19 protein-coding genes are annotated in these 25,693 nt (G+C 73.0%); 9 read left to right on the top strand and 10 right to left on the bottom strand.

Annotated elements, in window-relative coordinates; all coding sequences use genetic code 11:
* Together ACWCWD_RS17495 and ACWCWD_RS17500 are read left to right on the top strand one after the other, a co-directional pair.
* Positions 1–1,149 (top strand): hypothetical protein, encoded by a 1,149-nt coding sequence (locus tag ACWCWD_RS17495; RefSeq protein ID WP_450773695.1) that lies wholly within the window; start codon positions 1–3, stop codon positions 1,147–1,149.
* Positions 1,150–1,257: 108 nt separating this feature from the next.
* Positions 1,258–3,138 (top strand): DUF5691 domain-containing protein, encoded by a 1,881-nt coding sequence (locus tag ACWCWD_RS17500; protein ID WP_450773696.1) that lies wholly within the window; start codon positions 1,258–1,260, stop codon positions 3,136–3,138.
* Positions 3,139–3,329: 191 nt separating this feature from the next.
* On the opposite strand, the gene ACWCWD_RS17505 is transcribed toward ACWCWD_RS17500, so the two are convergent.
* On the bottom strand, positions 3,330–3,743 hold the full coding sequence (locus ACWCWD_RS17505; RefSeq protein WP_390960311.1) for a cobalamin B12-binding domain-containing protein: 414 nt from the start codon (positions 3,741–3,743) through the stop codon (positions 3,330–3,332).
* Positions 3,744–4,392: 649 nt separating this feature from the next.
* On the opposite strand from ACWCWD_RS17505, the gene ACWCWD_RS17510 reads away from it, so the two are divergent.
* Complete coding sequence (locus ACWCWD_RS17510) at positions 4,393–5,301, top strand: lipase family alpha/beta hydrolase (RefSeq protein ID WP_450773697.1); 909 nt, start codon at positions 4,393–4,395, stop codon at positions 5,299–5,301.
* A gap of 60 nt (positions 5,302–5,361) precedes the next feature.
* Here ACWCWD_RS17510 and ACWCWD_RS17515 read toward each other — a convergent pair whose 3' ends face one another.
* Entirely contained in the window at positions 5,362–6,216 is an 855-nt protein-coding gene (locus ACWCWD_RS17515; protein ID WP_450773698.1) for a barstar family protein, read from the bottom strand.
* A 291-nt stretch (positions 6,217–6,507) separates the two neighbouring features.
* Between ACWCWD_RS17515 and ACWCWD_RS17520 the strand changes: the two genes are divergently transcribed.
* Positions 6,508–8,445 carry a peptidoglycan DD-metalloendopeptidase family protein gene (locus ACWCWD_RS17520; protein WP_450773699.1) on the top strand — a complete coding sequence of 646 codons (1,938 nt, stop codon included), beginning with the start codon at positions 6,508–6,510 and terminating at the stop codon, positions 8,443–8,445.
* Positions 8,446–8,514: 69 nt separating this feature from the next.
* Here ACWCWD_RS17520 and pcrA read toward each other — a convergent pair whose 3' ends face one another.
* A complete protein-coding gene (pcrA, locus tag ACWCWD_RS17525) occupies positions 8,515–11,028 on the bottom strand; it encodes a DNA helicase PcrA (RefSeq protein ID WP_450773700.1) in 2,514 nt (837 codons plus the stop codon).
* A 379-nt stretch (positions 11,029–11,407) separates the two neighbouring features.
* On the opposite strand from pcrA, the gene ACWCWD_RS17530 reads away from it, so the two are divergent.
* Positions 11,408–12,565 carry an NlpC/P60 family protein gene (locus ACWCWD_RS17530; protein ID WP_450773701.1) on the top strand — a complete coding sequence of 386 codons (1,158 nt, stop codon included), beginning with the start codon at positions 11,408–11,410 and terminating at the stop codon, positions 12,563–12,565.
* A 135-nt stretch (positions 12,566–12,700) separates the two neighbouring features.
* On the opposite strand, the gene ACWCWD_RS17535 is transcribed toward ACWCWD_RS17530, so the two are convergent.
* Entirely contained in the window at positions 12,701–13,054 is a 354-nt protein-coding gene (locus tag ACWCWD_RS17535; protein ID WP_327177547.1) for a hypothetical protein, read from the bottom strand.
* Positions 13,055–13,417: 363 nt separating this feature from the next.
* On the opposite strand from ACWCWD_RS17535, the gene ACWCWD_RS17540 reads away from it, so the two are divergent.
* Positions 13,418–14,527, top strand: coding sequence for an NlpC/P60 family protein (locus ACWCWD_RS17540; protein ID WP_450773702.1), 1,110 nt, complete (start codon positions 13,418–13,420; stop codon positions 14,525–14,527).
* A 96-nt stretch (positions 14,528–14,623) separates the two neighbouring features.
* Here the strand turns inward: ACWCWD_RS17540 and ACWCWD_RS17545 are convergent, their stop codons facing one another.
* Both ACWCWD_RS17545 and ACWCWD_RS17550 read right to left on the bottom strand, forming a co-directional pair.
* Positions 14,624–15,322: a LuxR C-terminal-related transcriptional regulator gene (locus ACWCWD_RS17545; RefSeq protein WP_450773703.1), complete on the bottom strand. Its 699-nt coding sequence runs from the start codon at positions 15,320–15,322 to the stop codon at positions 14,624–14,626.
* Positions 15,319–16,605 (bottom strand): PspC domain-containing protein, encoded by a 1,287-nt coding sequence (locus ACWCWD_RS17550; RefSeq protein ID WP_450773704.1) that lies wholly within the window; start codon positions 16,603–16,605, stop codon positions 15,319–15,321. The genes ACWCWD_RS17545 and ACWCWD_RS17550 overlap by 4 nt, the downstream gene beginning before the upstream one ends.
* 121 nt (positions 16,606–16,726) lie before the next feature.
* Here ACWCWD_RS17550 and ACWCWD_RS17555 point away from each other — a divergent pair, with 121 nt between their 5' ends.
* Positions 16,727–18,205, top strand: a complete 1,479-nt coding sequence (locus ACWCWD_RS17555) for a PspC domain-containing protein (RefSeq protein ID WP_450773705.1) — start codon at positions 16,727–16,729, stop codon at positions 18,203–18,205.
* Between the two features lie 156 nt (positions 18,206–18,361).
* Here the strand turns inward: ACWCWD_RS17555 and ACWCWD_RS17560 are convergent, their stop codons facing one another.
* The gene (locus ACWCWD_RS17560) at positions 18,362–18,877 is read right to left on the bottom strand and encodes a DoxX family protein (protein WP_450773706.1); all 516 of its coding nucleotides are present in this window, start codon (positions 18,875–18,877) and stop codon (positions 18,362–18,364) included.
* Positions 18,878–19,064: 187 nt separating this feature from the next.
* Here ACWCWD_RS17560 and ACWCWD_RS17565 point away from each other — a divergent pair, with 187 nt between their 5' ends.
* Positions 19,065–19,532 carry a hypothetical protein gene (locus tag ACWCWD_RS17565; RefSeq protein ID WP_450773707.1) on the top strand — a complete coding sequence of 156 codons (468 nt, stop codon included), beginning with the start codon at positions 19,065–19,067 and terminating at the stop codon, positions 19,530–19,532.
* 34 nt (positions 19,533–19,566) lie between these two features.
* Here ACWCWD_RS17565 and ACWCWD_RS17570 read toward each other — a convergent pair whose 3' ends face one another.
* Together ACWCWD_RS17570 and guaA are read right to left on the bottom strand one after the other, a co-directional pair.
* Positions 19,567–20,835 carry a hypothetical protein gene (locus tag ACWCWD_RS17570; RefSeq protein WP_450773708.1) on the bottom strand — a complete coding sequence of 423 codons (1,269 nt, stop codon included), beginning with the start codon at positions 20,833–20,835 and terminating at the stop codon, positions 19,567–19,569.
* Positions 20,836–21,051: 216 nt separating this feature from the next.
* Positions 21,052–22,647: a glutamine-hydrolyzing GMP synthase gene (gene guaA / locus ACWCWD_RS17575; protein WP_450773709.1), complete on the bottom strand. Its 1,596-nt coding sequence runs from the start codon at positions 22,645–22,647 to the stop codon at positions 21,052–21,054.
* 322 nt (positions 22,648–22,969) lie between these two features.
* Here guaA and ACWCWD_RS17580 point away from each other — a divergent pair, with 322 nt between their 5' ends.
* The gene (locus tag ACWCWD_RS17580) at positions 22,970–23,332 is read left to right on the top strand and encodes a chorismate mutase (RefSeq protein ID WP_450773710.1); all 363 of its coding nucleotides are present in this window, start codon (positions 22,970–22,972) and stop codon (positions 23,330–23,332) included.
* Between the two features lie 383 nt (positions 23,333–23,715).
* Here ACWCWD_RS17580 and ACWCWD_RS17585 read toward each other — a convergent pair whose 3' ends face one another.
* Positions 23,716–25,617 (bottom strand): GMC family oxidoreductase N-terminal domain-containing protein, encoded by a 1,902-nt coding sequence (locus tag ACWCWD_RS17585; protein WP_450773711.1) that lies wholly within the window; start codon positions 25,615–25,617, stop codon positions 23,716–23,718.
* Positions 25,618–25,693: the final 76 nt, after the last annotated feature.

Consider the following 25,693-nt stretch of genomic DNA (forward strand, 5'->3'; position numbering starts at 1 on the left):
ATGTGTGCCACCACCGTGCACCACCCCACTGACAATCGATCCCTCACTCACCGTCACCGCAGGTCAGGGCGATTGTCAGTGGGGGGTCCTACCGTCGTTGCCATGCTGCTGTCTCATGAGGGAGAGTCCGCGCGGACCGCCGAACCGGCGGGACGCACCCCTGCCGCCCCGGCCGACGCCGAGGCGGCGCGCAGGCGTGCCGAGCGGAGGGCCGCCCGGATCACCGACGGTGCGCGGGAGTTGGAGGAGCGCCTCACCGACCTGCTGCGCACCGGCCTCGCAGTGTCCGGGCAGTCCGGCCACGACCGCTGGGAGGAGACCGCCGCCCGGATGGTCGACGCCCAGGCACCCGGACTCGCCGCACGGGTGCGCGAGTTGGGCGCCCTGGCCGCGTCCGGTCCGGGGTGGCCGGCGCGGATGCTGGAGGAGTGCGGGCTGCTCCATCTGCTCAACACCGCCTGGCTGGGCCGGGATCGACTGCCCGCACCGCTGTCGGCGACGGTCCGCACCCGGGTGGGCCTCCCCTCGGCGCCGGACGGCCCGCCGGTGCGCGACCACTGGCAGGTGCTCGCCCGGTACGACACCTCGGACGGCAGGCTCGTCACCCGCCGTATCTGGTTGTACGGAGCGGGGTCGGGCCGCACGGCGGTGCTGCTCTCCTACGGCCCGGGGGGCCGCACCCCGGAGCTGTCCCTCCCGGTGGGCACGGTTCTGGACGCGGAGGTGACACCCCATCCGGGTGCGGGCCGACGGGCGGAGCTGGGGACGGTGTTCGGCACCCCGGAGTCCGCCCGTACACCTCCGCCGGGGGTGTCCCCCGCCGAGGCCCTCGCCGGATACGGCCGCGCGCTGGGCGAGGACCCCTGGGCGGAGCGGCATCCGGTGGTGCTGGGCGCGGTGATACCCGTCCCCGCCTCCGGCCACTGGCAGCTCGCCGACGAGGAGACCGGGAGCGCCCTGCCGGTGGCGGGAAACCCGCGCTCCCGGCCGGGGCTCTGGCGGCTGGCCGCGCTCTCGGGCGGCGGCCCGGTCACGGTCTTCGGCGAGCTGGGCCCCCGCGGCTTCGCCCCGCTGACAGCCTGGTCCGCCGGAGAAGGTGAGGGCGACGGCGAGGGTGACGGCCGGGGCGGGACCGTCGCCCTGGCCTGACCACCGAGCGCGCAGCCGGAGCCCCGCCACCCCGCCCCGTAGCCGTACCCGTCCCCGTAGCCGTACCCGCCACCCGCCACCCATTGACCCGTCTGCCGGAGGTGAACGATGACCGCCACGAACCCGCCCCCGTCCGGCTCCCGTTGCCCGGACCGCGACCACTCGCACGCCCCGGCCCACGCCGATGCCCCGGCCCACGCCGACGCCCAGGACCATGCCGACGCCCAGGACCATGCCGACGCCCCGGACCACCCCACCGGCTCGGCCCACCCCACCGGCTCGGCCCATCCGGCCACCCCGCACCACCACGCCCCGCACCCGGACGGCTCCCCGCCCCACCGGCGGGGAGAGGAGTGGGACGAGCTGGTCACCCGCGCCCTGCTCGGTACGGACCGCCGCCCGGCGCACTCCCCGGACGGCGGGTCCGGCGGACCGGCCGCGCTGCTGGACGCGGCCGCGGTGCACGCCGTGCGCCGCCGGGCGGGACTGCGCCCCGCCGTGGCCGGGGCGCTCCCCGACCGGGCCCCCGAGGACCCCCGCCCGCCGCTGCCCCCGGCGGCCCGCCGCAGACTCGTGCAGCTCCTCACGGACCGGGCGGGCGGCCCCCACACCGGCAGGCGGGGTACGGCCCCCGATCTGACGGAGCTGATCCCGCAGTGGCTGGCCGCCGCCAACCGCCACGGTTACCGCGCCCCCGCGGCGTTGCTCCCGCCCCTGATGGACGCGGCGCGGGCACGTACCGATCTGCGGCCGCACGCACTGGCCTTCGCCGGTCCGCGCGGCCGCTGGCTGGCCGGTCTGAACACGGACTGGCGGTTCGCTCTGCGCGACGGCGCTCCGCAGGCCGCTCTCCGGGGCGGACCCGGCGGCGGCGCCGACGCGGACGCGGTGCGCGAACTGTGGGAGGAGGGACTGTTCACGGAGCGGATCGCGCTGCTCAGTGCCGTACGGCTCCGCGATCCGGACGCGGCCCGGGAACTGCTCGCCGGGAGCTGGTCCGGTGAGCGCGCGGAGGACCGTCTGATGTTCCTGGACACGCTCCGCGCCAAGCTCTCCGGGGCGGACGAGGATTTCCTGGAAGAGGCGCTCGGCGACCGCAGCCGCAACGTCCGCGCCACCGCCGCCGAGCTCCTCTCCGCCCTGCCCGACACCGCGTTGGGCCGTCGGATGGCCGCCCGCGCGGTCTCCTGCGTCAGCCTGGACCGCAGGGTCGGCGGTGGGAAGCCCGCCCCCGGCGGGACCGGCACCCCGCCAGGCGGGCCGTCCTTGTACATAGAGGCACCGCACGAGTGCGACGCGGGAATGCAACGGGACGGGGTGATCCCGGCACCGCCCGCCGGGAAGGGCGAACGGTCTTGGTGGTTCGGGCAGTTGGTCGAGTCGACCCCGCTCGCCACCTGGCCCGCCAGACTCGGCGGACGTACGGCGCGGGAGCTGGTGGGGCTGCCGGTGGCCGACGACTGGGCTGCCGACCTGCACGCCGCCTGGTGCCGTGCCGCCGTACGGCAACGGAACGAGGAGTGGGCGCGGGCGCTGCTCGGCACCCCCGCCTCACCTCCGGCGGACGCCACCGGGACCGACTCGCCGGCCGAGCGGTCCAAGCTCCTCGCGACCCTCCCCCGGGAGGAACGCGCCGCGTGGGCGGCCGGTTTCATAGCGGCCCACGGCCTCTCCGACGCGTTCCAACTGCTGGGCGTGTGCGCCGTGCCCTGGGCGGCGCCGCTCGGACGCGCGGTCGTCGACGCGCTGGACATCGCCCGCGAGGCGGGCAGTTACCCCTGGAGCTTCAGCGGAGTCATGGGCCTGGCCGAGCGCTGCCTCGACCCCGGCGAGGCCGACCGGCTGGAGGTGCTCACCACCCCGGAGGACGAACGCGAGGACGCCTCACCGGGGGCGGGCGGCTACTGGTCGGAGGCCTTCCAGCGCCTGGTCTCCACCCTCCGGCTGCGGGCCGCCATGGAGGCCGAACTGGCCCCGGCCCGGCCCTGACCCGCAGTCCCGACCCTGACCCGCAGCAGGGGGCACGCTTCGGCAAGCACCCTGCGGCGAGCGGGCGGCGAGCTGCGAACAAGCGGCAAACGGCAAGCGGCAAGCGGCAAGCGGGCGCGAACGAGCGGCGAGCGGGCGGCGAGCGGCGAGCCGCGTGCGACCGGCCGGCCACCGCCGCGCACCCGCCGGTGTCAGGCGTCCGCCGGGTGGGGGACGTTCGCGTTGACCCAGTCGACGATCGCGGTGGTGGTCGCGCCCGGGGTGAAGATCGCGGCGACCCCCAGTTCCCTGAGCGGCGGGATGTCCTCCTCCGGGATGATCCCGCCGCCGAAGACCTTGATGTCCTCGGCCTCCCGCTCCCGCAGCAGCTCGATCACCTTGGCGAACAGCGTGTTGTGGGCGCCGGAGAGGATCGACAGTCCGATGGCGTCGGCGTCCTCCTGGATGGCGGTGTCCACGATCTGCTCCGGGGTCTGGTGGAGACCGGTGTAGATGACCTCCATTCCGGCGTCCCTCAGTGCCCGTGCGATCACCTTGGCCCCCCGGTCGTGGCCGTCGAGCCCCGGCTTGGCCACCACCACACGAATCGGACCGGACACACCCATCACTGCCTCCATCTGGTCTCCCGCACCACCGGCCGCGCTCTCCCGCACCGTCCCGCGCTCCGCCCGAGCCCGCTCCCGCACCGGCTCACGCAGCTCACGCGGCTCCCGCGCTGTCCTCGCGCCGACGCTCCACGGATGTGAACGAACGTTATCCTCAGCATCCTTCCCCGTCGCGTCCCGTTTCGTGAAGGACGTGAGGGGGGAAATCTCCTTGTGGGACATGTTCGCCGTACGCCCGCCCCCTACACCGAGTGGCGCACACCCGCCACCTGGGGACGGCCGTAAGGGGAGCCGCCAGAGGTCGCCGCACACCCGCGCCGTCAGCCGCACGGCGCGGAGGTGCGGCCCCCGCGAGCGTCCGTTCCCCCGGCCGTCCGACCAGGGCCGCCGGGGGAACGGACGGCAGCAGGCCGGAAATCCCGGCCGTCGGGCCCGCTCCGGACCGGCGCAGCCACCGGAGCTGAGAGAAGCGACGAAAGAGACGGACGGCCACCCGGACCCCACCAGGTGGTCCGGGCACCGGAAGAGCGGTCCGACCGGCACGAGCGTTCGCCGGCGGCCGACCGGGCCGGTCGCGACCTCGCCACGGCACCCCCTGAAGGCGCGCGGGACCGAAGCTGTTCGCGCGTGCCGGTGCAGGAGGTCGGCCATGAATCTGTTGCCTTTGCTCACCCTGCTGCCGCGTCTGCCACGCTTGCTGCGCCTGCCGTCACCGCAGGGCCTGCGCTCCTCGTCCGCGCTGCTCAGGGCCACCGCGCTGGATCTGGCGATCCTCGCCGGACACGTGCTCTTCTACCCGACCGGCCTCACCCCGGAGCGCCGTAGGACCACTCCCGGCATCGAGCAGGACCTCGACGCGCTGCCTTCGGGCGTGGCCGCGCTGCCCCCGGCCCGGGAGGACGACCGGCCGCCGGTGGTGCTGCTGCACGGGTTCATCGACAACCGCTCCGTCTTCGTACTGCTCCGCCGCTCGCTCGCCCGGCACGGCAGACGCCATCTGGAATCGCTCAACTACTCTCCGCTGACCTGCGACATCCGTGCGGCAGCCGAGCTGCTCGGGCGGCACGTCGAGGAGATCTGCGAGCGCACCGGCCACCGGCGGGTGGACATCGTGGGGCACAGCCTGGGCGGCCTGATCGCCCGGTACTACGTACAGTGCCTCGGCGGTGACCACCGGGTCCGCGTGCTGGTCACCCTCGGCACCCCGCACGGCGGCACCGCCGTCGCCCCGCTGGCGAGCGCCCACCCGATCGTGCGGCAGATGCGCGCCGGTTCCGATTTCATCGAGGAGCTGCGCACCCCGGCGCCCGGGTGCCGGACGCACTTCGTCTCGTTCTGGAGCGAGCTGGACCGGGTGATGGTGCCCGTACGCACCGCGTGCATCGACCACCCCGATCTCGACGCGGAGAACGTACGGGTCACGGGTATCGGCCACCTCGCGCTCCCCGTGCACCCGGCGGTCGCCGCCCGCATCCGCCAGGTGCTCGACTTCCCCGGCTCCACCGCCACCACGGGGGGCATCGCGGGCGGCGCGACGGGTGGCGCCACCGTGGCCTGAGGGAACAGATGGCGCGGCCCGGGAAGACCGGGCCCCGCCCACCTCACCGCGGTACGACCCTCACAGCAGTACGACGGTTACGCCCCGCCCTTCGAAGACCTGCAGGATCACGTCGAAGAGCGTGACCTCGCCGTCGCCCGAGGGCACCGCTTCCGTCAACCGCGCTCGCGCGTCAGCCGAGTTCACCCAGTCGAGGGTGAATCCGGGGGCGGCGCCCCAGCCGCCGAACAGGCAGTCGTTCAGCGCGTCCAGGTTCCAACCGAAGTACCCGCCAGGCCCGTTGACGGCCTCGCCGATCGCGCACCAGAAGCTGTTCGGGTCGACGGTGTACCGGCCGTCCAGGGTGACCGTCCGCCCCTTCGGCGCGTCCGCCTTCCCCTGCCGACGCCACTCGTGGGACCACAACGCCACGGACAGCCAGGCCCATTGCTCGGCGGTGGAGAGCCCGCGCCAGAGGCCCGGGCGGTCCGGTCCACCGGCTCGGACGATCTCCCACACCGCGTCCGAGCCGGGCATGGCGTCGCCGCACCACAGCTCGACGCTCAGGTCCACCAGCCCGGCGCCGTGGGCGGAGGGCCGCACGTCCATGGCGATCACGGTGTTGACGAAGTAGCTCCCGATGACCGCGCCGTCCGGGTCGAGGAAGGAGAGCCAGGCGTTCCCCGCCCCGGCCCGTCGGCCACCGATGTGGCCGAGGGCCTTCAGCAGGCCGCCCTCCGGACGGCAGCCGGTGAGAAGCACCCGGCGCTCCCCCGCCTCGTCCTCTCCCGCCTCGGCCTCTCCCGCCTCGGCCCCCTCGCCGACCGGCGTGAACAGCCCCTCGACGCCGCGTGCGAAGCCCCAGAAGTCGCTCTCGTCCTCGTCGGACCTGAGGGCATAGCCCTCGCCTCCGCCGCACCGCGCTGTCCCGTCCACCGAATCTCCCCCTCCACGCCGATCGAACACCGATCCCCCACCGCACCGACCACTGCGATTACGTTCCGTCACCATGACCGACGGAAATCAGAACGGATTCCTCGAACGTAACGCCAACAACGGGTCTCGGCTGCGCCGAAAGGCGCCCGAATGCCCGGTTCCCCCGAGACCAAACCCTTCCGAAGATTGTGGCCGTCACACACCGCCAGGTACAGTCGCGGCCACTGCTTCCCCGGGGCTCACCCCACTGAACTCCGGACTGGTCCTGCTGCCGAGGCGAGAGAGAAGTTGGTGAACGACCAGCACACCCACGCCGGGTACGCCGGATACGACGCGTCACAGACAGGCAGTTACCCTGCCGGTCCGCTCTACGGGACGTACCCCGGCGAGCAGGGCGTCGCCCCCGGTTCCGGATACGACAGCGATTTCGCGGCGGTCCCCACGCCCGCCCAGCACGGCACGTATCCCGGTCAGGACACCTCCTACGCCGCCGGCTCCTCCTGGGCGAGCGGCACGCACGACGGCGGACACACCGGCGCGCACACCGGCACGTACGCCGGCTACGCGGACGAGTCCGGGGCCGCGCACCACCATCCGTACGACACCACCGGCAGCTGGCCCACGAGCCCGGCCGGCTCGCCCGACGGGACCGGGCAGTGGGACTCCAGCGGCTGGCAACAGGCCGCGACCCACACCACGACCGGCCAGTGGGCCTTCACCGACACCGGGGCCTTCCCCACCACCACCTTCGAGTCGGCGCTGTACGGGACGGGGACGTACCAGACGGCCACCGCCACCGGTACGTACGAGAACCACGGCGGCGAGAACCACAGCGGCTACGACGGCACCGGATACGCCACCGCCCCCTCCGCCTACGGAACCGACGCCCCGCACTACGGGCCCACCGCCTACGCGACCGGCGCCTGCGACACGGGCACCTTCGACAGCCGGACCTTCGAGGCGAGCGGCTACGACACCACCGCCTACGAGTCCACTGCATACGACACCCCGGCCCACGGCACTCCCGCCTACGGCACCCCGGTCCACGACACCCCCGGCCACGGCATCCCCGCCTACGCCGCCACCGCGTTCGCCACCGGCGCGTACGACAGCGGCGCCTACGACGCGACCGCCTGGAACACCGCACCGGAGGGCCCCGACGCCACGCCCGGGGCGACCGCGTACATCCCGGAACAGATGTCCTACCCGTCCGACGAGCGACACCGGGCGGACTCCGAACACCTGACGTCCGAACACGCGACGCCCGAACACCGGGCGCCCGAACAGCACGGGTCCGAACAGCACGGGTCCGAACAGGACGACGCCCCGCAGGACACCGCGTCCGGCGCCGGGCAGGAGCCCGGCCCGGAGTCCGAGGACCCGGCCGCCGGCCTCCCTGACTCCTGGCCCGACCCGTACACCCCCGACGTGCGGACCGATGGGCGGACCGACGTGCGGACCGAGGGCCGTTCCGCCGCCCGGAACCGGACCCGTCGCCGTACGCCCGCCAAGCGGTCCGCGCTGCTGACGATCGCGGTTCCGTCCGCGTGCGTGATGGGCGTCGCGGGGATCGCGGCGGCCTCGGTCGGGGGGCTCGGGCGCGGCGAGGAGACCAAGGACGACACGACGACGATGGCCGCCGCCGACACGGGCGCCGTGAAGGCGCTCGCGTCCAACACCAAGCTGGACACCCAGCTCGCCGGGGTCGACGCCGCCGGTGCGGACTTCAGGGACCGGGCCAGCCGTACGCAGGAGCGCATCGACCTCAAGGAGCGGCAGGCCGCCGAGAAGAAGAAGCGCGAGGAGGAGGCCGCCCGCAAGGAGGCGGCCCGCCCCAAGTACCTGCTGCCGGTGGCGCAGCACGGGCTCAGCGCGTACTTCGGTCAGGCCGGGGTCAACTGGATGTCCGTGCACACCGGGATCGACTTCCCCGTGCAGTACGGGACTCCGGTGATGGCCGCGACCGACGGCACCGTACGCACCCAGTGGAACAGCGCCTACGGCAACATGGCGATCGTGACCATGGAGGACGGCACCGAGACCTGGTACTGCCACCTGAGCAGCACCAAGATCCGCTCGGGTTCGGTGAAGGCCGGTGACGTCATCGCGTACTCCGGCAGCTCCGGCAACTCCACCGGCCCGCACCTGCACTTCGAGGTGCGCCCCGGCGGCGGCTCGGCGGTCAATCCGCTGCCCTGGCTGGCGAGCCACGGACTCGACCCGCAGTAGTCCGCGGGGCGTTCACGGAAGGCCGGGCCTAGGAGGCCCGGCCTTCAGCGTGTTCAGGACGGCCGGCCGCTACAGCTTCTCGACGGGGGCGTACCGCAGCAGCAGCTTCTTGGGCCGCTCGTCGCCGAAGTCGACGGTGGCCTTCGCCTGGTCGCCGAAGCCCTCGACGGCGGTCACCGTGCCCAGGCCGAACTGGTCGTGCGTGACCCGGTCCCCAACCACCAGCGTGACCACCGGCTTGTCGCCGGTGCGCCGGGTCGCGAAGCCGGAGGGGCCGGAACGGGCGCGGGAGGAGGAGAGGGACGAGGTGATCCCCGAGGTGGGTCCGGCCGAGGCGGCCATCGGCCCCTTCCGCTTCCACTCCAGGTGCTGGTCCGGGATCTCCTCCAGGAACCGCGACGGCGGGTTGTACGAGGGCTGGCCCCAGGCGCTCCGCATGGACGCGCGGGTGAGGTAGAGGCGTTCGCGGGCGCGGGTGATCCCGACGTACGCGAGGCGGCGCTCCTCCTCCAGCTCCTTGACCTGGCCCAGCGCCCGCATGTGCGGGAAGACGCCGTCCTCCATGCCGGTGAGGAAGACGACGGGGAACTCGAGTCCCTTGGCGGTGTGCAGCGTCATCAGCGTGATGACGCCGGAGCCGTCCTCGTCCTCGTCGGGGATCTGGTCGGAGTCGGCGACCAGGGCCACCTTCTCCAGGAACTCCGCGAGCGTCCCGGACGGCCCGGCCGCCTCCGCGTCGTCGTCGGCGTCGGCAGGGGCAGCGGCGTCGCCCGCCCCGTCGCCGTCCGGCTCGGCCGCCGCGCGGGCCCGGTCCTGCTCGAACTCCAGGGCGACGGCGGCGAGTTCCTGGAGGTTCTCGATGCGGGTCTCGTCCTGCGGGTCGGTGGACGCCTGGAGTTCGGCGAGGTAGCCGGTGCGTTCCATGACGGCTTCCAGCACGACCGCGGGGCCCGCGCCGGACTCGACGACGGTGCGCAGCTCCTCCATCAGCGTGTTGAACCGCTTCACGGCGTTGGTGGAACGGGCCGCCATGCCGTACGCCTCGTCGACGCGGCGCAGCGCCTGCCCGAAGGAGATCTTCTCGCGCTGCGAGAGCGCGTCGATCATCGCTTCGGCGCGGTCGCCGATGCCGCGCTTGGGCACGTTGAGGATGCGGCGCAGCGGTACGGAGTCCTCGGGGTTGGCGAGCACCCGGAGGTAGGCCAGGATGTCCCGGACCTCCTTGCGCTCGTAGAAGCGGACCCCGCCGACGACCTTGTAGGGCAGGCCGACGCGGATGAAGATCTCTTCAAAGACGCGGGACTGGGCGTTGGTGCGGTAGAAGACCGCGACGTCGCCCGCCTTGGCGTCGCCCGCGTCGGTGAGCCGGTCGATCTCGTCGGCGACGAACTGCGCCTCGTCGTGCTCGGTGTCGGCGACGTACCCGGCGATGCGGGTGCCGGTTCCGGCGTTGGTCCAGAGGTTCTTCGGGCGGCGGCTCTCGTTGCGCTCGATGACGGCGTTGGCGGCCGAGAGGATCGTCTGCGTGGAGCGGTAGTTCTGCTCCAGCAGGATCGTGGTGGCGTCCGGGTAGTCCTCCTCGAACTGGAGGATGTTGCGGATCGTCGCGCCCCGGAAGGCGTAGATCGACTGGTCCGCGTCACCGACGACGCAGAGCTCGCCGGGGGCGTCGTGTTCGCCCGCCGGTCCGACCAGCTCGCGCACCAGGGTGTACTGGGCGTGGTTGGTGTCCTGGTACTCGTCGACCAGGACGTGCCGGAAGCGGCGGCGGTAGTGCTCGGCGACGTCGGGGAACGCCTGGAGCAGGTGGACCGTCGTCATGATGATGTCGTCGAAGTCGAGGGCGTTGGCCTCGCGCAGCCGCGCCTGGTAGAGCGCGTACGCCTGGGCGAGCGTCTTCTCGAAACCGTCGGCGGCCTGCCCGGCGAAGGTCTCCTCGTCGATGAGCTCGTTCTTGAGGTTGGAGACCTTGGCGGTGAACGACTTCGGCGGGTAGCGCTTGGGGTCGAGGTCCAGGTCGCGGCAGACCAGGGCCATCAGCCGCTTGGAGTCGGCCGCGTCGTAGATCGAGAACGACGAGGTGAAGCCGAGCCGCTTCGACTCGCGGCGCAGGATGCGGACGCACGCGCTGTGGAAGGTCATGACCCACATGGCGTTGGCGCGGGGCCCGACGAGCTGCTCGACCCGCTCCTTCATCTCACCGGCGGCCTTGTTGGTGAAGGTGATCGCCAGGATCTGCCCGGGGTGCACGCCGCGCTCGGCGAGCAGGTGGGCGATGCGGTGGGTGAGCACCCGGGTCTTGCCGGAGCCGGCGCCCGCGACGATGAGCAGCGGGGATCCGGCGTGCACGACGGCGGCGCGCTGCTCGGTGTTGAGCCCGTCGAGCAGTGCGGCGGAGTCGAGAACCGGGCGCGGGGCGCCGTCGCGGTAGTACCCGTCCCTGGGCGGCGGGGGCGCGTCGAAGAGCCCTTCGAAGAGGCCCTCGGGCTCCTCCTCGGGCGCGTGGTCCTCGGGGGGCGGCGGGGGCCCCTCGTCCACGGGCTGGAGGCCGGTCAGGAAACTGTCGTCAAAGAGGCTGCTCATCGCTAGTCGAGTTTAGGGTGTCCGGCCGACAGTCCGGGCGGGCTTCGCCGGAGTGGACGGACGCCCGTCACCGGGTGTCAAGGACCGTACGCGGCGCGCGAAAAAATCCCCCCTCGCGGACCCTGTACGGACCTGGCACGGACCCCGATGCCGACCCGGTACGGACGCCGCACGGACGACGCGTCACAGCCCCGGGGCGCACCTCTGCGACCAAGGTCACGAAAATGTATCGGGCATATCGCTCATCGCCCTTCCCAGCCGTCCCACCGCTTGGCTACCGTGCTCAGCCGGACGACCCGTCCCCCACGGCAGACCGGACGCCCCATGCCGTGCCCGGTCATTCCCGCCGGGCGGGCGGCCCACGGAAGGAGATGCCGTCATGGCATCGCATCGCAAACCCCGCACCCCGGTGCGCGTCTCGTCGCAGGCCGTCGGCTTCACCACGGTGGCGCTCGCCACGGCGACCCTGCTCTCCACGCAGAGCGCGACGGCCGCCCCCTCGGCGCCCAGGCCGAGCATCGAGGACGTACGGAAGAAGGTCGACGACCTCTACCGCGAGGCGGGCTCCGCGACGCAGGAGTACAACCGCGCGAAGGACGCCACGGCCGGGCAGCAGGACAAGGTGGACGCCCTGCTGGAGGAGGCGGCCCAGCGGGCGGACAAGGTCAACGCGGCCCGTCGCGCTCTGGGGAGCTACGCGGCGGCCCAGTACCGCAGCGGCGGACTGGCGTCCACCATGACGTTCTTCCTGGCGGACGACCCGCAGTCGTACTTCGACCAGGACCACCTGATGGAGCGGCGCACCAGCCAGCAGGAGAAGGCGGTCGCCGACTTCCGTACGGAACAGCTGGCCGCCGCCGAGAAGCGCACGGAGGCGACCGAGAGCCTGCAGGCGCTGACCGAGTCGCAGGCTGATCTGCGCACCAGCAAGCAGACCGTGCAGAACAAGCTGTCCGAGGCGCGCACGCTGCTGTCGAAGCTGACCGCCGAGGAGAAGGCGCGCCTGGCGGAGCTGGAGCGGAAGAAGGAGGCCGAGGCGAAGAAGAAGGCGGAGCAGCTCGCCGCCCAGCAGGCCGCCGCCGCGAAGGAGGCGGCCGAGAAGGAGGCCACCGAGAAGGCAGCCGCGGGCTCGGACACGGCGGCCTCCGGCAGCACCGGCACCACCACCGGCTCGACCACGTCCGCGTCCACCAAGGGCGCGCAGGCGCTGGCGTTCGCCGAGTCCCAGATCGGCAAGCCGTACGTGTGGGGAGCCACCGGCCCCGCGTCGTACGACTGCTCCGGCCTGACCCAGGCGGCCTGGCGGGAGGCGGGCGTCGACCTGCCGCGTACCACCTGGGACCAGGTCAACGTGGGTACGAGGGTCGCGACGGCGGACCTCCAGCCGGGGGACCTGATCTTCTTCTACGACGACATCAGCCACGTGGGCATCTACAAGGGCGACGGGATGATGGTCCACGCGCCGAAGCCGGGTGCGTACGTCCGCGAGGAGTCGATCTACTACATGCCGATCTACGGCAGCGTCCGCCCGGGCTGATCCGGAGGGACGGTGGCACCCCGTCGCACCGTTCGGGCCGCTCCGACCGGCGCACCGGGGCGGGCGGCGGCCTCCCACCGCTCAGGAGCATTCCCAGGAGAAGCGTCCTTCGCGGTGGTCGGTCCCGAGGAGGGATCAGGTCCAGAGCGTGGCGATGAAGATGTTGGCGACGGTCAGGCCGCCCACGGCGGCGAAGGCGCCCTTGGACACCTTCTCCTCGTCGCGCTTGAGGTAGATGAGGGCCAGGATCACGACGAGGATCAGCAGCTTGATGCCGATCTTGACGTTGTTGACCGGGTTGTCGTCGGCCTGGTGGAAGCCGACGAGGGCGATGCCGGTGACGAGCATGGTGAGCGCGCCGTGCAGCATCGCGGGGACGAACCGGGCGGTGCCGGCACCCATCGCCTTCATCTGCGTCAGGAAGCCGCCCAGCAGGGAGGCGATACCGATGATGTGCAGGGCGACGAAGACATGGATGAGTACAGACATGTCCGCAGCCTAACGACGGCTGTACCACCCCTCTTCGGTCAGGTGGGGCTTACCCGTGCCGCTGGCGCCCTTTTCCCGAAGCTGCCCGAAAGTGACCGGATCTCCCGCCGTCACCCCGGTCGCACTCCGAAGGCGAAACGTCACAGGAGGTCAATTTCGATCATGACGCCTTCTGGACCTGCCCCGGGGTTAGCGTCCCTCCCAGGTGATCGGCCCGCCTTGCCGCCCCTTGACGGGTGGCACCGGTCACCTGGCCGAACGATCCCGGTGGTGCCCGCCCTCCCCCATGAGGCGCGCGCCGCCGGGGTCCGCCGGGCCCGCCGGTACCCCGGGCGGGCAGCCGACAGGAAGGATGCAGCCCTCGTGGCCGCGCACCGGAAAGCAGCTCACCGCAAGCCCAAGCAGCGCCTGTTCGCCGGCTCTGCTGCCCGCTCCGCCGCCGCCCTGGCACTCGCCGGGGCGGCCACCGCGACCGCCGCGACCGGTTCCGCCCGGGCGGAGCCGCCGCTCACCGCGTCCCAGGTCAAGTCCAAGGTGGACCAGCTCTACCGGGACGCCGAGGTCGCCACCGAGCAGTACAACGGGGCCAAGGAGAAGGCCGCCGACGCCGCCCGTTCCGTGGACGCGCTGCGCGACGAGGCCGCCCGCCGCACCGGACTCCTCAACGAGTCCCGGCACGCCCTGGGTTCGCTCGCCACCGCCCAGTACCGCTCGGGGGGACTGGACCCCGCACTCCAGCTGCTGCTCACCTCCGACCCCGACGAGTACCTGGAGCGCGCCTCGTACGTGGCGAAGGCGGGCGACATCCAGGCCGGGACCATCAGCGGCATCCGGCGCCAGGTCATCGGGATCGACCAGGTCCGGGCCCGCGCCGAGGACGAGTCGGCGGTGCTCGCCGCCCGCGAGACCGAACTCGCGCGGCACAAGAAGAAGATCACCACCAGCCTCACCGCCGCCCGGCGGCTGCTGCACACCCTCACCGCCGCCGAACGCGCCCGCTACGAGGCCGAGAACGGCACCGGCGGTACGAGCGGGACTGGCAGCACCGGCAGCACGACCGGCACGAACAGCACTGGCGGCACGACCGGCACCGGCGCCTCCTCGGGGACCTCCACCGCGCCGAACTCCCGCGCCGCCGAGGCCGTCGCCTTCGCGTACGGGGCGCTCGGCAAGCCGTACGTCTGGGGGGCGACCGGCCCGTCCGCGTACGACTGCTCCGGCCTCACCCAGGCCGCCTGGCGGGCGGCGGGCGTCTCGCTGCCGCGCACCACCTACACCCAGATCAACGCCGGGCAGCGGGTCTCCCGCTCCCAGCTCGCCCCCGGTGACCTGGTGTTCTTCTACTCCGGGATCAGCCATGTCGGCCTCTACATCGGCGACGGCAAGATGATCCACGCACCGCACCCGGGCGCACCGGTCCGGATCGCCCCGATCGACGAGATGCCGTTCGCGGGGGCGACCCGGGTGGCGTGACGGACCAAGCGTGACGGACCAAGCGTGACGGTCCGTCGGGCGGCCACCGGTCACGGCCGTGACGTGCCGGCCGTGACGTGCCGGCCGGGACGGCCGTCAGACCAGGCGGCGTGCCGTCGCCCAGCGGGTCAGCTCGTGGCGGTTGGAGAGCTGGAGCTTGCGGAGTACCGCGGAGACGTGCGACTCGACCGTCTTCACCGAGATGAAGAGCTGCTTGGCGATCTCCTTGTACGCGTATCCCCGGGCGATCAGCCGCAGCACCTCGCGCTCGCGCTGGGTGAGCCGGTCCAGGTCCTCGTCGACGGGCGGGGCGTCGGTGGAGGCGAAGGCGTCGAGCACGAAGCCGGCCAGGCGGGGCGAGAAGACCGCGTCGCCCTCCTGGACCCGGAAGACGGAGTTGACCAGGTCGTCGCCGGTGATCGTCTTGGTGACGTAGCCGCGGGCGCCGCCCCGGATGACCCCGATGACGTCCTCGGCCGCGTCGGAGACGGAGAGCGCGAGGAAGCGGACCGGGTTCTGGGCGGCCGACATCAGCGGGGCGCAGCGGCGCAGCACCTCGACGCCGCCGCCGCCGGGGAGGTGGACGTCGAGGAGGACGACCTCGGGGCGGGTCGCCGTGATGACGGTGACGGCCTGGTCGACGTCGGCGGCCTCGCCGACGACCTCGACCCCGGTCTCCTCGGTGCGGCCGATCTCGGCCTGGACGCCGGTGCGGAACATCCGGTGGTCGTCCACGAGGACGACCCGTACCCGGCGCTCCGGTCCCTGGGTCGTCGCTTCGGTGTTCTCGGTCATTCGCCCGCCCTCTCCATCTCCAGCTCGACTTCCGTGCCGCCGCCGGGCACCGACCGGAGCCGGGCCGTGCCGCCGTTGCGCCGCATCCGGCCGACGATCGATTCTCGTACGCCCATGCGGTCCTCGGGGACCGCGTCCAGGTCGAACCCGGGCCCCCGGTCGCGTACGGAGATGAAGACCGTCCGGCCCTCGACCTCCGCGTAGACCTGGACCGCGCCGCCCTCGCCACCGTACTTGGCGGCGTTCACCATCGCCTCGCGCGCGGCCTGGAGCTGGGCGGTGATCTTCTCGTCCAGCGGGCAGTCGCCGACCACGACGACCTCCAGCGGGACGCCGTGCTTGTCCTCGACCTCGGCGGCGGCGCGCTTCACGGCCTCGGCGAGGGTGGCCGGCTCGTCGTCGGCGTCCTTGCCGGTGCCGCCGGGGTCGTACAGCCAGTTCCGCAGTTCGCGTTCCTGGGAGCGGGCCAGTCTGCGGACCTCTCCGGCGTCCTCGGCGTTGCGCTGGATCAGGGTGAGGGTGTGCAGCACCGAGTCGTGGACGTGGGCCGCGACCTCGGCGCGTTCCTGGGCGCGGATGCGCATCAGGCGTTCCTCGGAGAGGTCCTGGGTCATGCGGACGAGGTAGGGGCCGGCGAGCAGCGCGATGCCGGTGAGCACCGCGATGGCGGCGGTGAGGACGTTGCCGAGCTGGGCGGCCGAGCCGCGCACCACCAGGAAGGCGGTGAGCCCGAGGCCGACGAGGGCGACCCCGGCGAGGCCGCGGGCCAGGTGCAGCATGCTCCGGCGGCGGCCCATCTCCATCCACTGGGCGCGGCGGGCGTTGTCGGCCTGCCGCCAGACCAGTACGGAACCGGCTCCGATGAGGAGGATGGGCCAGATGTAGCGGTCGGCGCCGCTGCCCATGTTCACGTTGGCGAGGAAGATCAGGGCACCGACGAACAGTCCGACGAGCGCGAAGACCTGTCCCCGGTCGGGCTTGCGGAGCCGGCGGCTGCCGTCCGGGGCGGTGATGAAGAGGGAGCGCGGGGTCTCGACGCCGCCGACACCGAGGGGCACCACGATCCAGAACACCGCGTAGAGCACCGCGCCGAGGCCGTCCGCCAGGAAGAGGCCGAGGAAGACGAGCCGAACCCAGGCGACCGGCAGCCCGAGGTGTCCGGCGAGGCCGCGCGCGACGCCGCCCAGCATGCGCCCCTCGGCGCTGCGGTACAGCTTGCGCGCCGGTGGCTCCTCCGGGTCGGTGGCCGGTGCACCGGCGGCTCGGGTCGTGGCGGTTGGCATGGTCCGATCGTCACACGTCCGGGTGGGCCGGGACATCAGGGACGGCCCCTACTCCCATATCAGGGAACGACCAGGGTCGCCCTGGGTCCCACGGGGGCCTTCGGGCCGTCACCATGGAGCCATGACCGCTTCCCCGTCCGCCGCGCCCCCCGGCGAGGCGCCCCCCGGCGCACCGAAGAGCGCACCGAAACCGCAGCTGAGGCGGAGCCCCCGGCAGAAGGTGGTGGCGGGGGTGTGCGGCGGCCTCGGCCGGTACTTCGACGTGGATCCGGTCATCTTCCGGGTGGTCCTCGGGGTGCTCGCCGTCGCGGGCGGCACCGGGCTGATCCTCTACGGCTTCGCGTGGCTGCTGGTTCCGGTGGAGGGCGAGGAGGAGAACGAGTTCCGCGGGCTGCTCTCCGGCCGGGTGGAGGGGCCGCCGCTGGTGGCGCTGCTCTTCGCGCTGGTGGGCTGCGGGCTCTTCCTCTCGATGATCAACAACGGCGGGGTGCTGGCGTTCGCCGCGATGCTGATGCTGGCGGTCGCCGGGTTCGCGGTGTGGACGCGGCACGGCCGGCCCGCCGCCACGGACGAGGAGCCGGACCGGGACGCCGGGGACGGCAGGGACGGCCGGGCCGCCGGGGACTCGGTGCCTTCCGCACCCCGCACCACCCCGGCGCCGCCGCCCTCCGGCCGGGGCTCGGTGCCGCCCGAGGTCCAGGCGCCCCCGGCGCCGGCCGGGCCCTCGTGGTGGCGGGACCCGATCGTCAAGGACGGCACGACGGGGCCGGTGGGCGGCGGCTATCTGTGGGGCCCGGCGGACGCGGTACCGGGAGCGGCGGGCGGGCCGGGCGGTTCGCACCGGGCGGACGCGGCGGGCGGGGCGCGCAGGGTGCGCTGGGTGGCCGACAGGCATCGGACGTACGTACCGCCGACCGCCGACGGGCTGCCGCCGGTCACCACCGATCCGCAGGAGAGGACGCACGGGCCGCACTCGATCGGTGGCCTGGTGCGGTTCCTGGCGATCGTCGCCGGGGTGGCCGCCGCCTGGCCCGGCTGGGGCAGGCACCCGCTCGGCGAGAGCCTCCAGATCGGGGCGGTCGCGGCGCTCGCCGTCCTCGGGGTGGGGATGCTGGTCGCCTCGTTCTTCGGCCGGACCGGGTTCGGCACGCTGGTGTTCGCGCTGCTCGTCACGGGGGTGCTCGCGGCGTCGACCGTACTGCCGAGGGACATCGGGACGACGTGGGCGCGGACCGAGTGGCGTCCCGTCACCGCCGCCGAACTGCGGCCGTCCTACGACATCGGGGCCGGTTCCGCCCGGCTCGACCTGGCCGGGCTGCCGGTCCCGCTGGGAACCACCCTCTCCACCCGGGTGGAGGCGGGGGCCGGCCGTGTGGTGGTGGTCGTCCCGCAGGACGCGACGGTCCGGGTGCGGGCGGAGGTGGGGCTCGGGGACGTGACCCTGCCCGGCGACCCGGCGGGCCAGGACATCGACATCGCCCCGGACCGGAAGACCACCCGCACGCTCGCGCCCCTGAAGGGCGCGGACCCGGCCGGCACGATCGAGCTGCGCCTGGAAGTCGGTCTCGGACAGGTGGAGGTCACCCGTGCTGCTTCATGAGTTCCGGCCGGGCCGTGCGCTGGCCGGCCTGACCCTGCTGGCCCTCGCGGGCGGGTACGCGGCCGACTGGGCCGGGGCCTGGCAGGCGCCGTGGGTGTTCTTCGCCGCGGTGCTCGGCGGCGGTCTGTTCCTCGCCGCCGTTGCCGCCTGGGTCGCCTACAGGCTCCGGCGCCGGCGCGGCGGCAGGAGCGTGTCCAGCGAGAAGGGTCCCGATCCGGCGAGCAGCAGCGGCAGCCAGGCCATGAGGTAGACGAGGTCGTTGCCGTAGTAGTACGGGGTCGCCTGCCAGCTCACGGTGAGCCAGAGGCTCAGCGAGATCAGCGCGCCGCCGAGCGCGGCGAGCCGGCCCCAGAGCCCGAACAGGGTGCCGATGCCGACGGCGAGCTCGCCGAGCGCGATGGCGTACCCGAAGCCGACCGGGCTGTGCAGCGCCAGGTCGACGAGCCAGGGCGCCCCGGCGGAGTCGCGTACCCCGCGCATCTGGTCGCCGATGGAACCGGCCCCGCTCGACGACAGGAAGGCGCTGTCCGTCAGTTTGTCGAGCCCGGCGTAGATGAAGGTGACGCCGAGGAAGACCCGCAGCGGCAGCAGCGCGTACGTGCGCGCCTGCTCCCTCAGCCCCTTCGGTTCGCCGGGAACGCGTCCGTAACCGTTGCTTCCGTGGCCCTGCATGAACTGCCCCACCTTTCCGTTGCCCCGTCAACAGACCATACGTAAGAACATGCGTACGTGGGGGCGCGCGGTGGTGCAAGAGTCCGTCCGGCGTACGCCGGTGCGGCCCGTCACGGCTCTGCACCGTTTCCGTCCCGGTGGGCGATACGGGTGGCGGCGCGGGCGGGTCCTCGCGGACGATGCCCGCATGACGGATACGCCCAACTCTCCCGATCTCGCGGCACGTTCGGAGAGCCCCGACGCCCACGCGGGCACGGACCCCCACGCGGACACGGACCTCCACGGGGACACGGACGCCTCCGGGAGAACGGACCGCCCGGCCCGCCGCACGCTCATCACCCTCCTCGTGGTGACCGCCGTGCTCCTGCTCCCGCTGCTCCTCGGGTTCTGGTACACCGCCGAGGAGGCCGTCCGGAACAAGAGCGTCAGCGACTGGCAGGGCAACCACGAGACGAAGCTCGCGCTGCAGCACACCGCACTGGTGCTCTTCGGGGTGCCGGTCCTCTGCGCCGCGTGCGGGTGGACCGTCGCCGCGCTCCGCGACCGGCCCGCCGCCGTACCCGTCGCGCGCGCCCTGCTGACCGGTGCGGTCCTGCTCTGGCTGATCCTCGCCGGATCCGTGTACACGACCTTCATGGCGGCGCCCGAGTTCTGAGCGGAGCCCGGGGGTTGCCGGTCCGCCGGTCGGGTCAGTCCGTCACGTCGATCCGGCAGCTGTTGGTCTCCACCCCGGCCGCCGTGACCACCTGGACGTCCACCGAGCCGGGCTCGACCTCCACCGGGACGGGCACGGTGAGGACGGTGTCGGTCGGGTTGGCGAAGCCGCCGGGGACCGGGATCAGCGGGACGTGGACGTGGACCGTCCCTATCCGCACGACGAGCCGGGCCAGCCCGGCCGGGCCGCCCGCGCCGGGCGGTACGAATCCGGCGCCCCGGATCTCGATGTCGTCGCCGGTACGGATCGGGGCGTCCAGGTCACCGGCCTCCCGCGCCCGGACGACCGACAGGACCACCGGCCGGCCGCCCTCCGCGTACTTCCCCGCGAAGTAGGTCGCCGCCGAGACGGCCACCAGCAGTGCGAGCCCCCACGGCAGGTCCGGGAGCTGTTCGGGGCGGCGGGCGAGGCGGACCGCCGCGAAGAGCACCGCGACGCCGCTCACCAGCACGTACTGCACGTCCGTGAAGCTGCCGCGGCCGGAGTCGTCGGTCAGCAGGTCGGCGGCGCGCGGCCGGTCGGCCCGGATCTTCTGGAGCCGCTGCGCCAGGACCCGTACGGAGACGACCCGGCGGACGACGACGGCGACGGCGCAGACCAGCGCCAGCACCGTCAGCACCCCCGCCGAACGCATCAGGTCCAGCCCCTCGATGAGCGCGTCGCGCTTCGCGTGGTCGGAGGCCCCGGCGAGCTGGAGGGAGAGCACCAGGACGGCGAAGACGGCGAGCAGCACCCAGGCGGCGGCGACGGTCCGCGAGGTGGAGAGCCGGTTGTCCTCGCCGATGAGCGGGGCGAGCAGCCCTCCGCGCGCCCGGTGGTACGAGGCGCCGGCGGCGAGCAGGGCGGCGGTGACGAGCCCGGCGATCAGTCCGGCGGTACGGGCGGTGGACCAGCCCGGGCCGATCGCGGTGGCGGTCTCGCCGAGGACGAGGGCGACGAGCGCGACCGCGATGACGGCGAGGGTGCGCAGCCGTACCTCGTGGAGCCAGGCGTCACCGGCTTCGCGGCTGCGGTCGGCGACCGCGCGGGCGGCGCCGGTCAGCTCGTCGGAGACCCACTGCCGGGAGGCGGAGGGCGACTGCGCCACCCCGGGGGGCAGCCCCTTCCCGGCGGCGAACTCGTCCCGTTTGGCGAGGAAGGCCGCGACCGCGCGCCGGTGTCCTTCGCGTGCTCCGTGCGGGCAGTCGCCGCACGTACAGCCCCCTCCGTGCGCCCTGCTTTCCCTCGCCTCGTCCAACGCCACGACCCCTGCCGCCCTTTCCCGCCCCGGTACAGCCAACTCACTTACGTTTTTTGTGAATTGTGCCGTACCGGACGCCTTCGGGCCGCATCGGGGCGGCCCCGCACCCCGGTTTCGCGCACCTGTGCCCCCGCAGGGGCGGCGGCGGGGCTCCGGACACGGCGATGCCGCCACTCCCACGAGGGAAGCGGCGGCATCGTCACGGGGTTCCGGGGAGGACTACTCCCACTCGATCGTCCCCGGCGGCTTGCTCGTCACGTCGAGGACGACGCGGTTGACGTCGGCGACCTCGTTGGTGATGCGGGTGGAGATCTTCGCCAGCGTCTCGTACGGCAGGCGCGACCAGTCGGCCGTCATCGCGTCCTCGGAGGACACCGGGCGCAGCACGATCGGGTGACCGTAGGTGCGGCCGTCGCCCTGGACGCCGACCGAGCGGACGTCGGCGAGGAGGACCACCGGGCACTGCCAGATCTCGCGGTCGAGACCGGCCGCCGTCAGCTCCTCGCGGGCGATGGCGTCGGCCTCGCGGAGCAGGTCGAGGCGCTCCTTGGTGACGTCACCGACGATGCGGATGCCCAGGCCGGGGCCGGGGAACGGCTGGCGCTGGACGATCTCCTCGGGCAGGCCGAGCTCCTGGCCGACCATCCGGACCTCGTCCTTGAACAGCTGGCGCAGCGGCTCGATGAGCTCGAACTCGATGTCGTCGGGGAGGCCGCCGACGTTGTGGTGCGACTTGATGTTGGCGGTGCCGGTGCCGCCGCCGGACTCGACGACGTCCGGGTAGAGGGTGCCCTGCACGAGGAAGGCGACCTGCTCGCCGTCGGCCGCGCCCTCGGCGATGATCTCGGCCTGGGCCTGCTCGAAGACGCGGATGAACTCGCGGCCGATGATCTTCCGCTTCTGCTCCGGGTCGGAGACCCCGGCGAGCGCGTCGAGGAAGCGCTTCTCGGCGTCGACGACCTTCAGCTGGACACCGGTGGCGGCCACGAAGTCCTTCTCGACCTGCTCGGTCTCGCCCTTGCGCATGAGGCCGTGGTCGACGTAGACGCAGGTCAGCTGGGAGCCGATGGCCTTCTGCACGAGGGCCGCGGCGACCGCGGAGTCCACGCCGCCGGAGAGGCCGCAGATGGCGCGCTTGGTGCCGACCTGCTCGCGGATGAGCGCGACCTGCTCCTCGACGACGTTGGTGGTCGTCCAGTTCGGCTCGATGCCCGCGCCGCGGTAGAGGAAGTGCTCCAGGATCTGCTGCCCGTGGGTCGAGTGCATGACCTCGGGGTGGTACTGGACGCCGTAGAGCTTCTTCTCGTCGTTCTCGAAGGCGGCGACCGGGACGACGTCGGTGGACGCGGTCACGGTGAAGCCCTCGGGGGCGGCGGAGCAGGCGTCGCCGTGCGACATCCAGACGGCCTGCTCGTCGGGGGTGCCCTCGAAGAGGGTGGAGCCCGACTTGGTGACCTTGAGCGGGGTACGGCCGTACTCGCGGGCACCGTTGTCGTCGACGGTTCCGCCGAGCGTGGTCGCCATCAGCTGGAAGCCGTAGCACATGCCGAAGACCGGGACCCCGGCCTCGAACAGCGAGCGGTCGAGCGAGGGCGCGCCTTCCGCGTACACCGAGGACGGGCCGCCGGACAGGATGATCGCGCGGGGGTTCTTCGCCAGCATCTCGGCCACCGGCATGGTGGACGGGACGATCTCGCTGTAGACCCGGGCCTCGCGGACACGGCGGGCGATGAGCTGGGCGTACTGCGCGCCGAAGTCGACGACGAGAACCACGTCGGTGGTCATGTCGGGGGCGGCGGGGGGTGCTGCTGGCACGAGGCGGCCTTCCGGCGGTGAGAGGGGTCGGTCCTTCAATGTTACCGGCCGCGGCGAAGAGCCTTCCTCGTCCCGTTCCCGCGCCCGTCCCACCATCCGGACCCCCCGTTGGGTGCCGGGCCGGGGCGGGTCCATACTGGCTGCCATGCGTCAGTACACGACCTCCGTCTTTACCTATGGCATCCGGCCCGCCGGGTGTCATGGTCGTGCTGCTTGAGCAACTGACGAGCGACCTTCCAGACGCCCCGGGCCGACAGGCCCGGGGCGTCTTGGCGTTCGGGGCCGTCGGGCCGGGGCCCTTACCCCGATCGGGAGTCCGACCATGAGCATCATCACCACCCCCGCCGCCCCCGCCGCCCCCGCCACGGCCACCGCGAAGCCGGTGAAGACCGCGAAGCCGGTGAAGACCGCGACCGAGGCGACCGGTGCGCACACCGAGGAGGCCGCCGCGCTGATCGGCGGCGCCCGGGAGCGGATCGACGCGCTGGACGACCGGATCATCGGCCTCGTCCAGGAGCGGATGGCGGTGTCGGCGGTCATCCAGGAGGCGAGGATCACGTCCGGGGGCCGCCGGGTGAACCTCTCCCGCGAGATGGAGGTGCTCAGCCACTTCCGGGACGCGCTCGGGAAGCCCGGCACCCCGCTCGCGATGACGCTGCTGGAGCTCTGCCGCGGCCAGGTGTGAACCCTGCGGCCCCCTGCGTACGGGCGGGGTGCGGGGCGTACCGGCGGGGTGCGGGGCGTACCGGCGGCGTACCCCCGCGCGCAGGGCTGTACGGCCGCACCCCCGTTCGGTCCCGGTCTCACCCGTACGGAGCGTGACCGGCCCGGACCGGCCTTCGTTGTTCGGGGTGTCCGCACCGGCCAGGGGCGGCACCGGCAGGAAGAAGCGCGTGGCTCCGCTCGGACGTGTGACGTATCTCAGGTGCGTCGTGGGACCGCGTCCCGGCGTTGTGACCGGTCGGCAGGGGACAGCAGTCCGGTCACCCGTGTGGGGGCCGGCTCCGGGGCGCCCGGGGTCGGCCCCCACTGGTTCGCCCAGGGCCCGGTTTCTCTTACGGCCTGCCCTCAGACCTTCGGCGTCGGCTTCGGCGGTACGGCCGGGATGCCCAGGAACGGCAGTTTCAGCGCGCCGAACGCCTCCTGGGGCACCGCCGGGGCGGCCGGCTTCACCGGGGCCAGACGTTGGTAGGCCTCGCCCTGCGCCGGTCGCGGGTCGGGTTCGCCCTTGTTGGGCCAGAACGACAGGGCGCGCTCGGCCTGCGCGGTGATCGTCAGCGACGGGTTGACGCCCAGATTGGCGGAGACCGCCGAGCCGTCGACGACCGAGATGCCGGGGTGGCCGTACAGCCGGTGGTACGGGTCGATGACGCCGTCCGCCGCGCTCGCGCCGATCGGGCAGCCGCCGAGGAAGTGCGCGGTGAGCGGGGTGCCCATCAGTTCGCCGATGTTGGACCCGGCGAAGCCGTTGATCTCGTCGGCGAGCAGGGACGCGGCCTGCGTGGCCTCGGCGATCTGCGTCGGGTTGGGTGCCCCGTGTCCCTGCCGGGCGGTGAGCAGGCCCTTTCCGATGCCGCTGGGCTTGCGGTAGGCGGTCAGCGAGTTGTCGAGCGACTGCATGACGAGCCCGATGATGGTCCGCTCGGACCACTTCCGGTTGGAGAGTGAGCGGGCCGCGACCGTGGGGTGCCTGACCACGTCGGCGAGCCAGGCGAGCACCCGCCGCTTCGCGTACGGCACCTGGAGGATGGTGAGGCCGCCCATGGCGTTGGAGCCCTTGCCGTAGCGGACCGGTTCGATGTGGGTGCTGGCGTCCGGGTGGATCGAGGAGGTGATGGCGACGCCCTTGGTGAAGTCGGGCTTCGTGCCGTGCTTGCGGCGGTAGCGGCGGTCGCTGGTCTGCGCGCCGACCAGCCCCTCGGAGTTGGTGCGGGTCAGCTCGCCGAGCCGGTCCGAGAGCCGGGGCAGCAGCCCCTCGTCCTTCATCCGGTGCAGCAGGGTCTGGGTGCCGTACGTGCCCGCCGCGACGATCACGTGGCGGGCCCGGAGCGTGCGGGGCTCGGCCTTGCGGCGGCGGTCGGTGGGGACGGTCTCGACGCGGTGGCCGCCCGCCGGGTCCTCGGTGACGGCAAGCACGGTGGTCATCGGGTGGATGACGGCACCGGCCTGCTCGGCGAGGTGGAGGTAGTTCTCGGTGAGGGTGTTCTTCGCCCCGTGGCGGCAGCCGGTCATGCACTCGCCGCATTCGGTGCAGGCTTTGCGGGCGGGCCCCGCGCCGCCGAAGTACGGGTCGGCGACCGTGCCGCCGGGCTCCGCCTTCGCCGTGCCGTCGGCGTCCCGGCCGTCGCCGAAGAACACCCCGACGGGCGCCAGGTGGAAGGTGTCGCCGACGCCCATCGCCTCGGCGGCCGCCTTGAGGTGCACGTCGGAGGGGGTGGTGGTCGGGTTGAGCCGGACCCCGAGCATCCGGGTGGCCTGGTCGTAGTAGGGCCGCAGCTCGTCCTGCCAGTCGGTGATGGCGGCCCACTGGCGGTCCTCGAAGAACGCGGCGGGCGGGACGTACAGCGTGTTCGCGTAGTTCAGCGAGCCGCCGCCGACCCCGGCTCCGGCCAGCACCATGACCTTGCCGAGGAGGTGCACCCGCTGGATGCCGTAGAGGCCGAGGGCGGGGGCCCAGAGGTAGTTCTTCAGGTCCCAGGAGTTCTTGGGCAGCGTCCCCGGGGTGAAGCGGCGGCCCGCCTCCAGGACGCCGACCCGGTACCCCTTCTCGGTCAGCCGGAGCGCGGAGACCGCGCCGCCGAACCCCGAACCGACGACCAGGACGTCGTAGTCGAACGCGGCGTCGGAGGCGGCCTCGGAGGCCGTGTCGGAGGCGGTGTCCGGGACCGTGTCGGAGGCCGTACCGATCGCGGCGTCGGAGGCGGTGCCGGCGCTGTCGGCCTGGTTGCGGGCAGGGCTGTCCTCGGGCATGGCTCTCCTCGTCGCGAACCTCGGGTGGAACCTTCTGATCTGTCTGTACGAGCTCCGTGCCACGGACCGTGCGGGA

The sequence above is a fragment of the Streptomyces sp. NPDC001493 genome, from assembly GCF_053597235.1.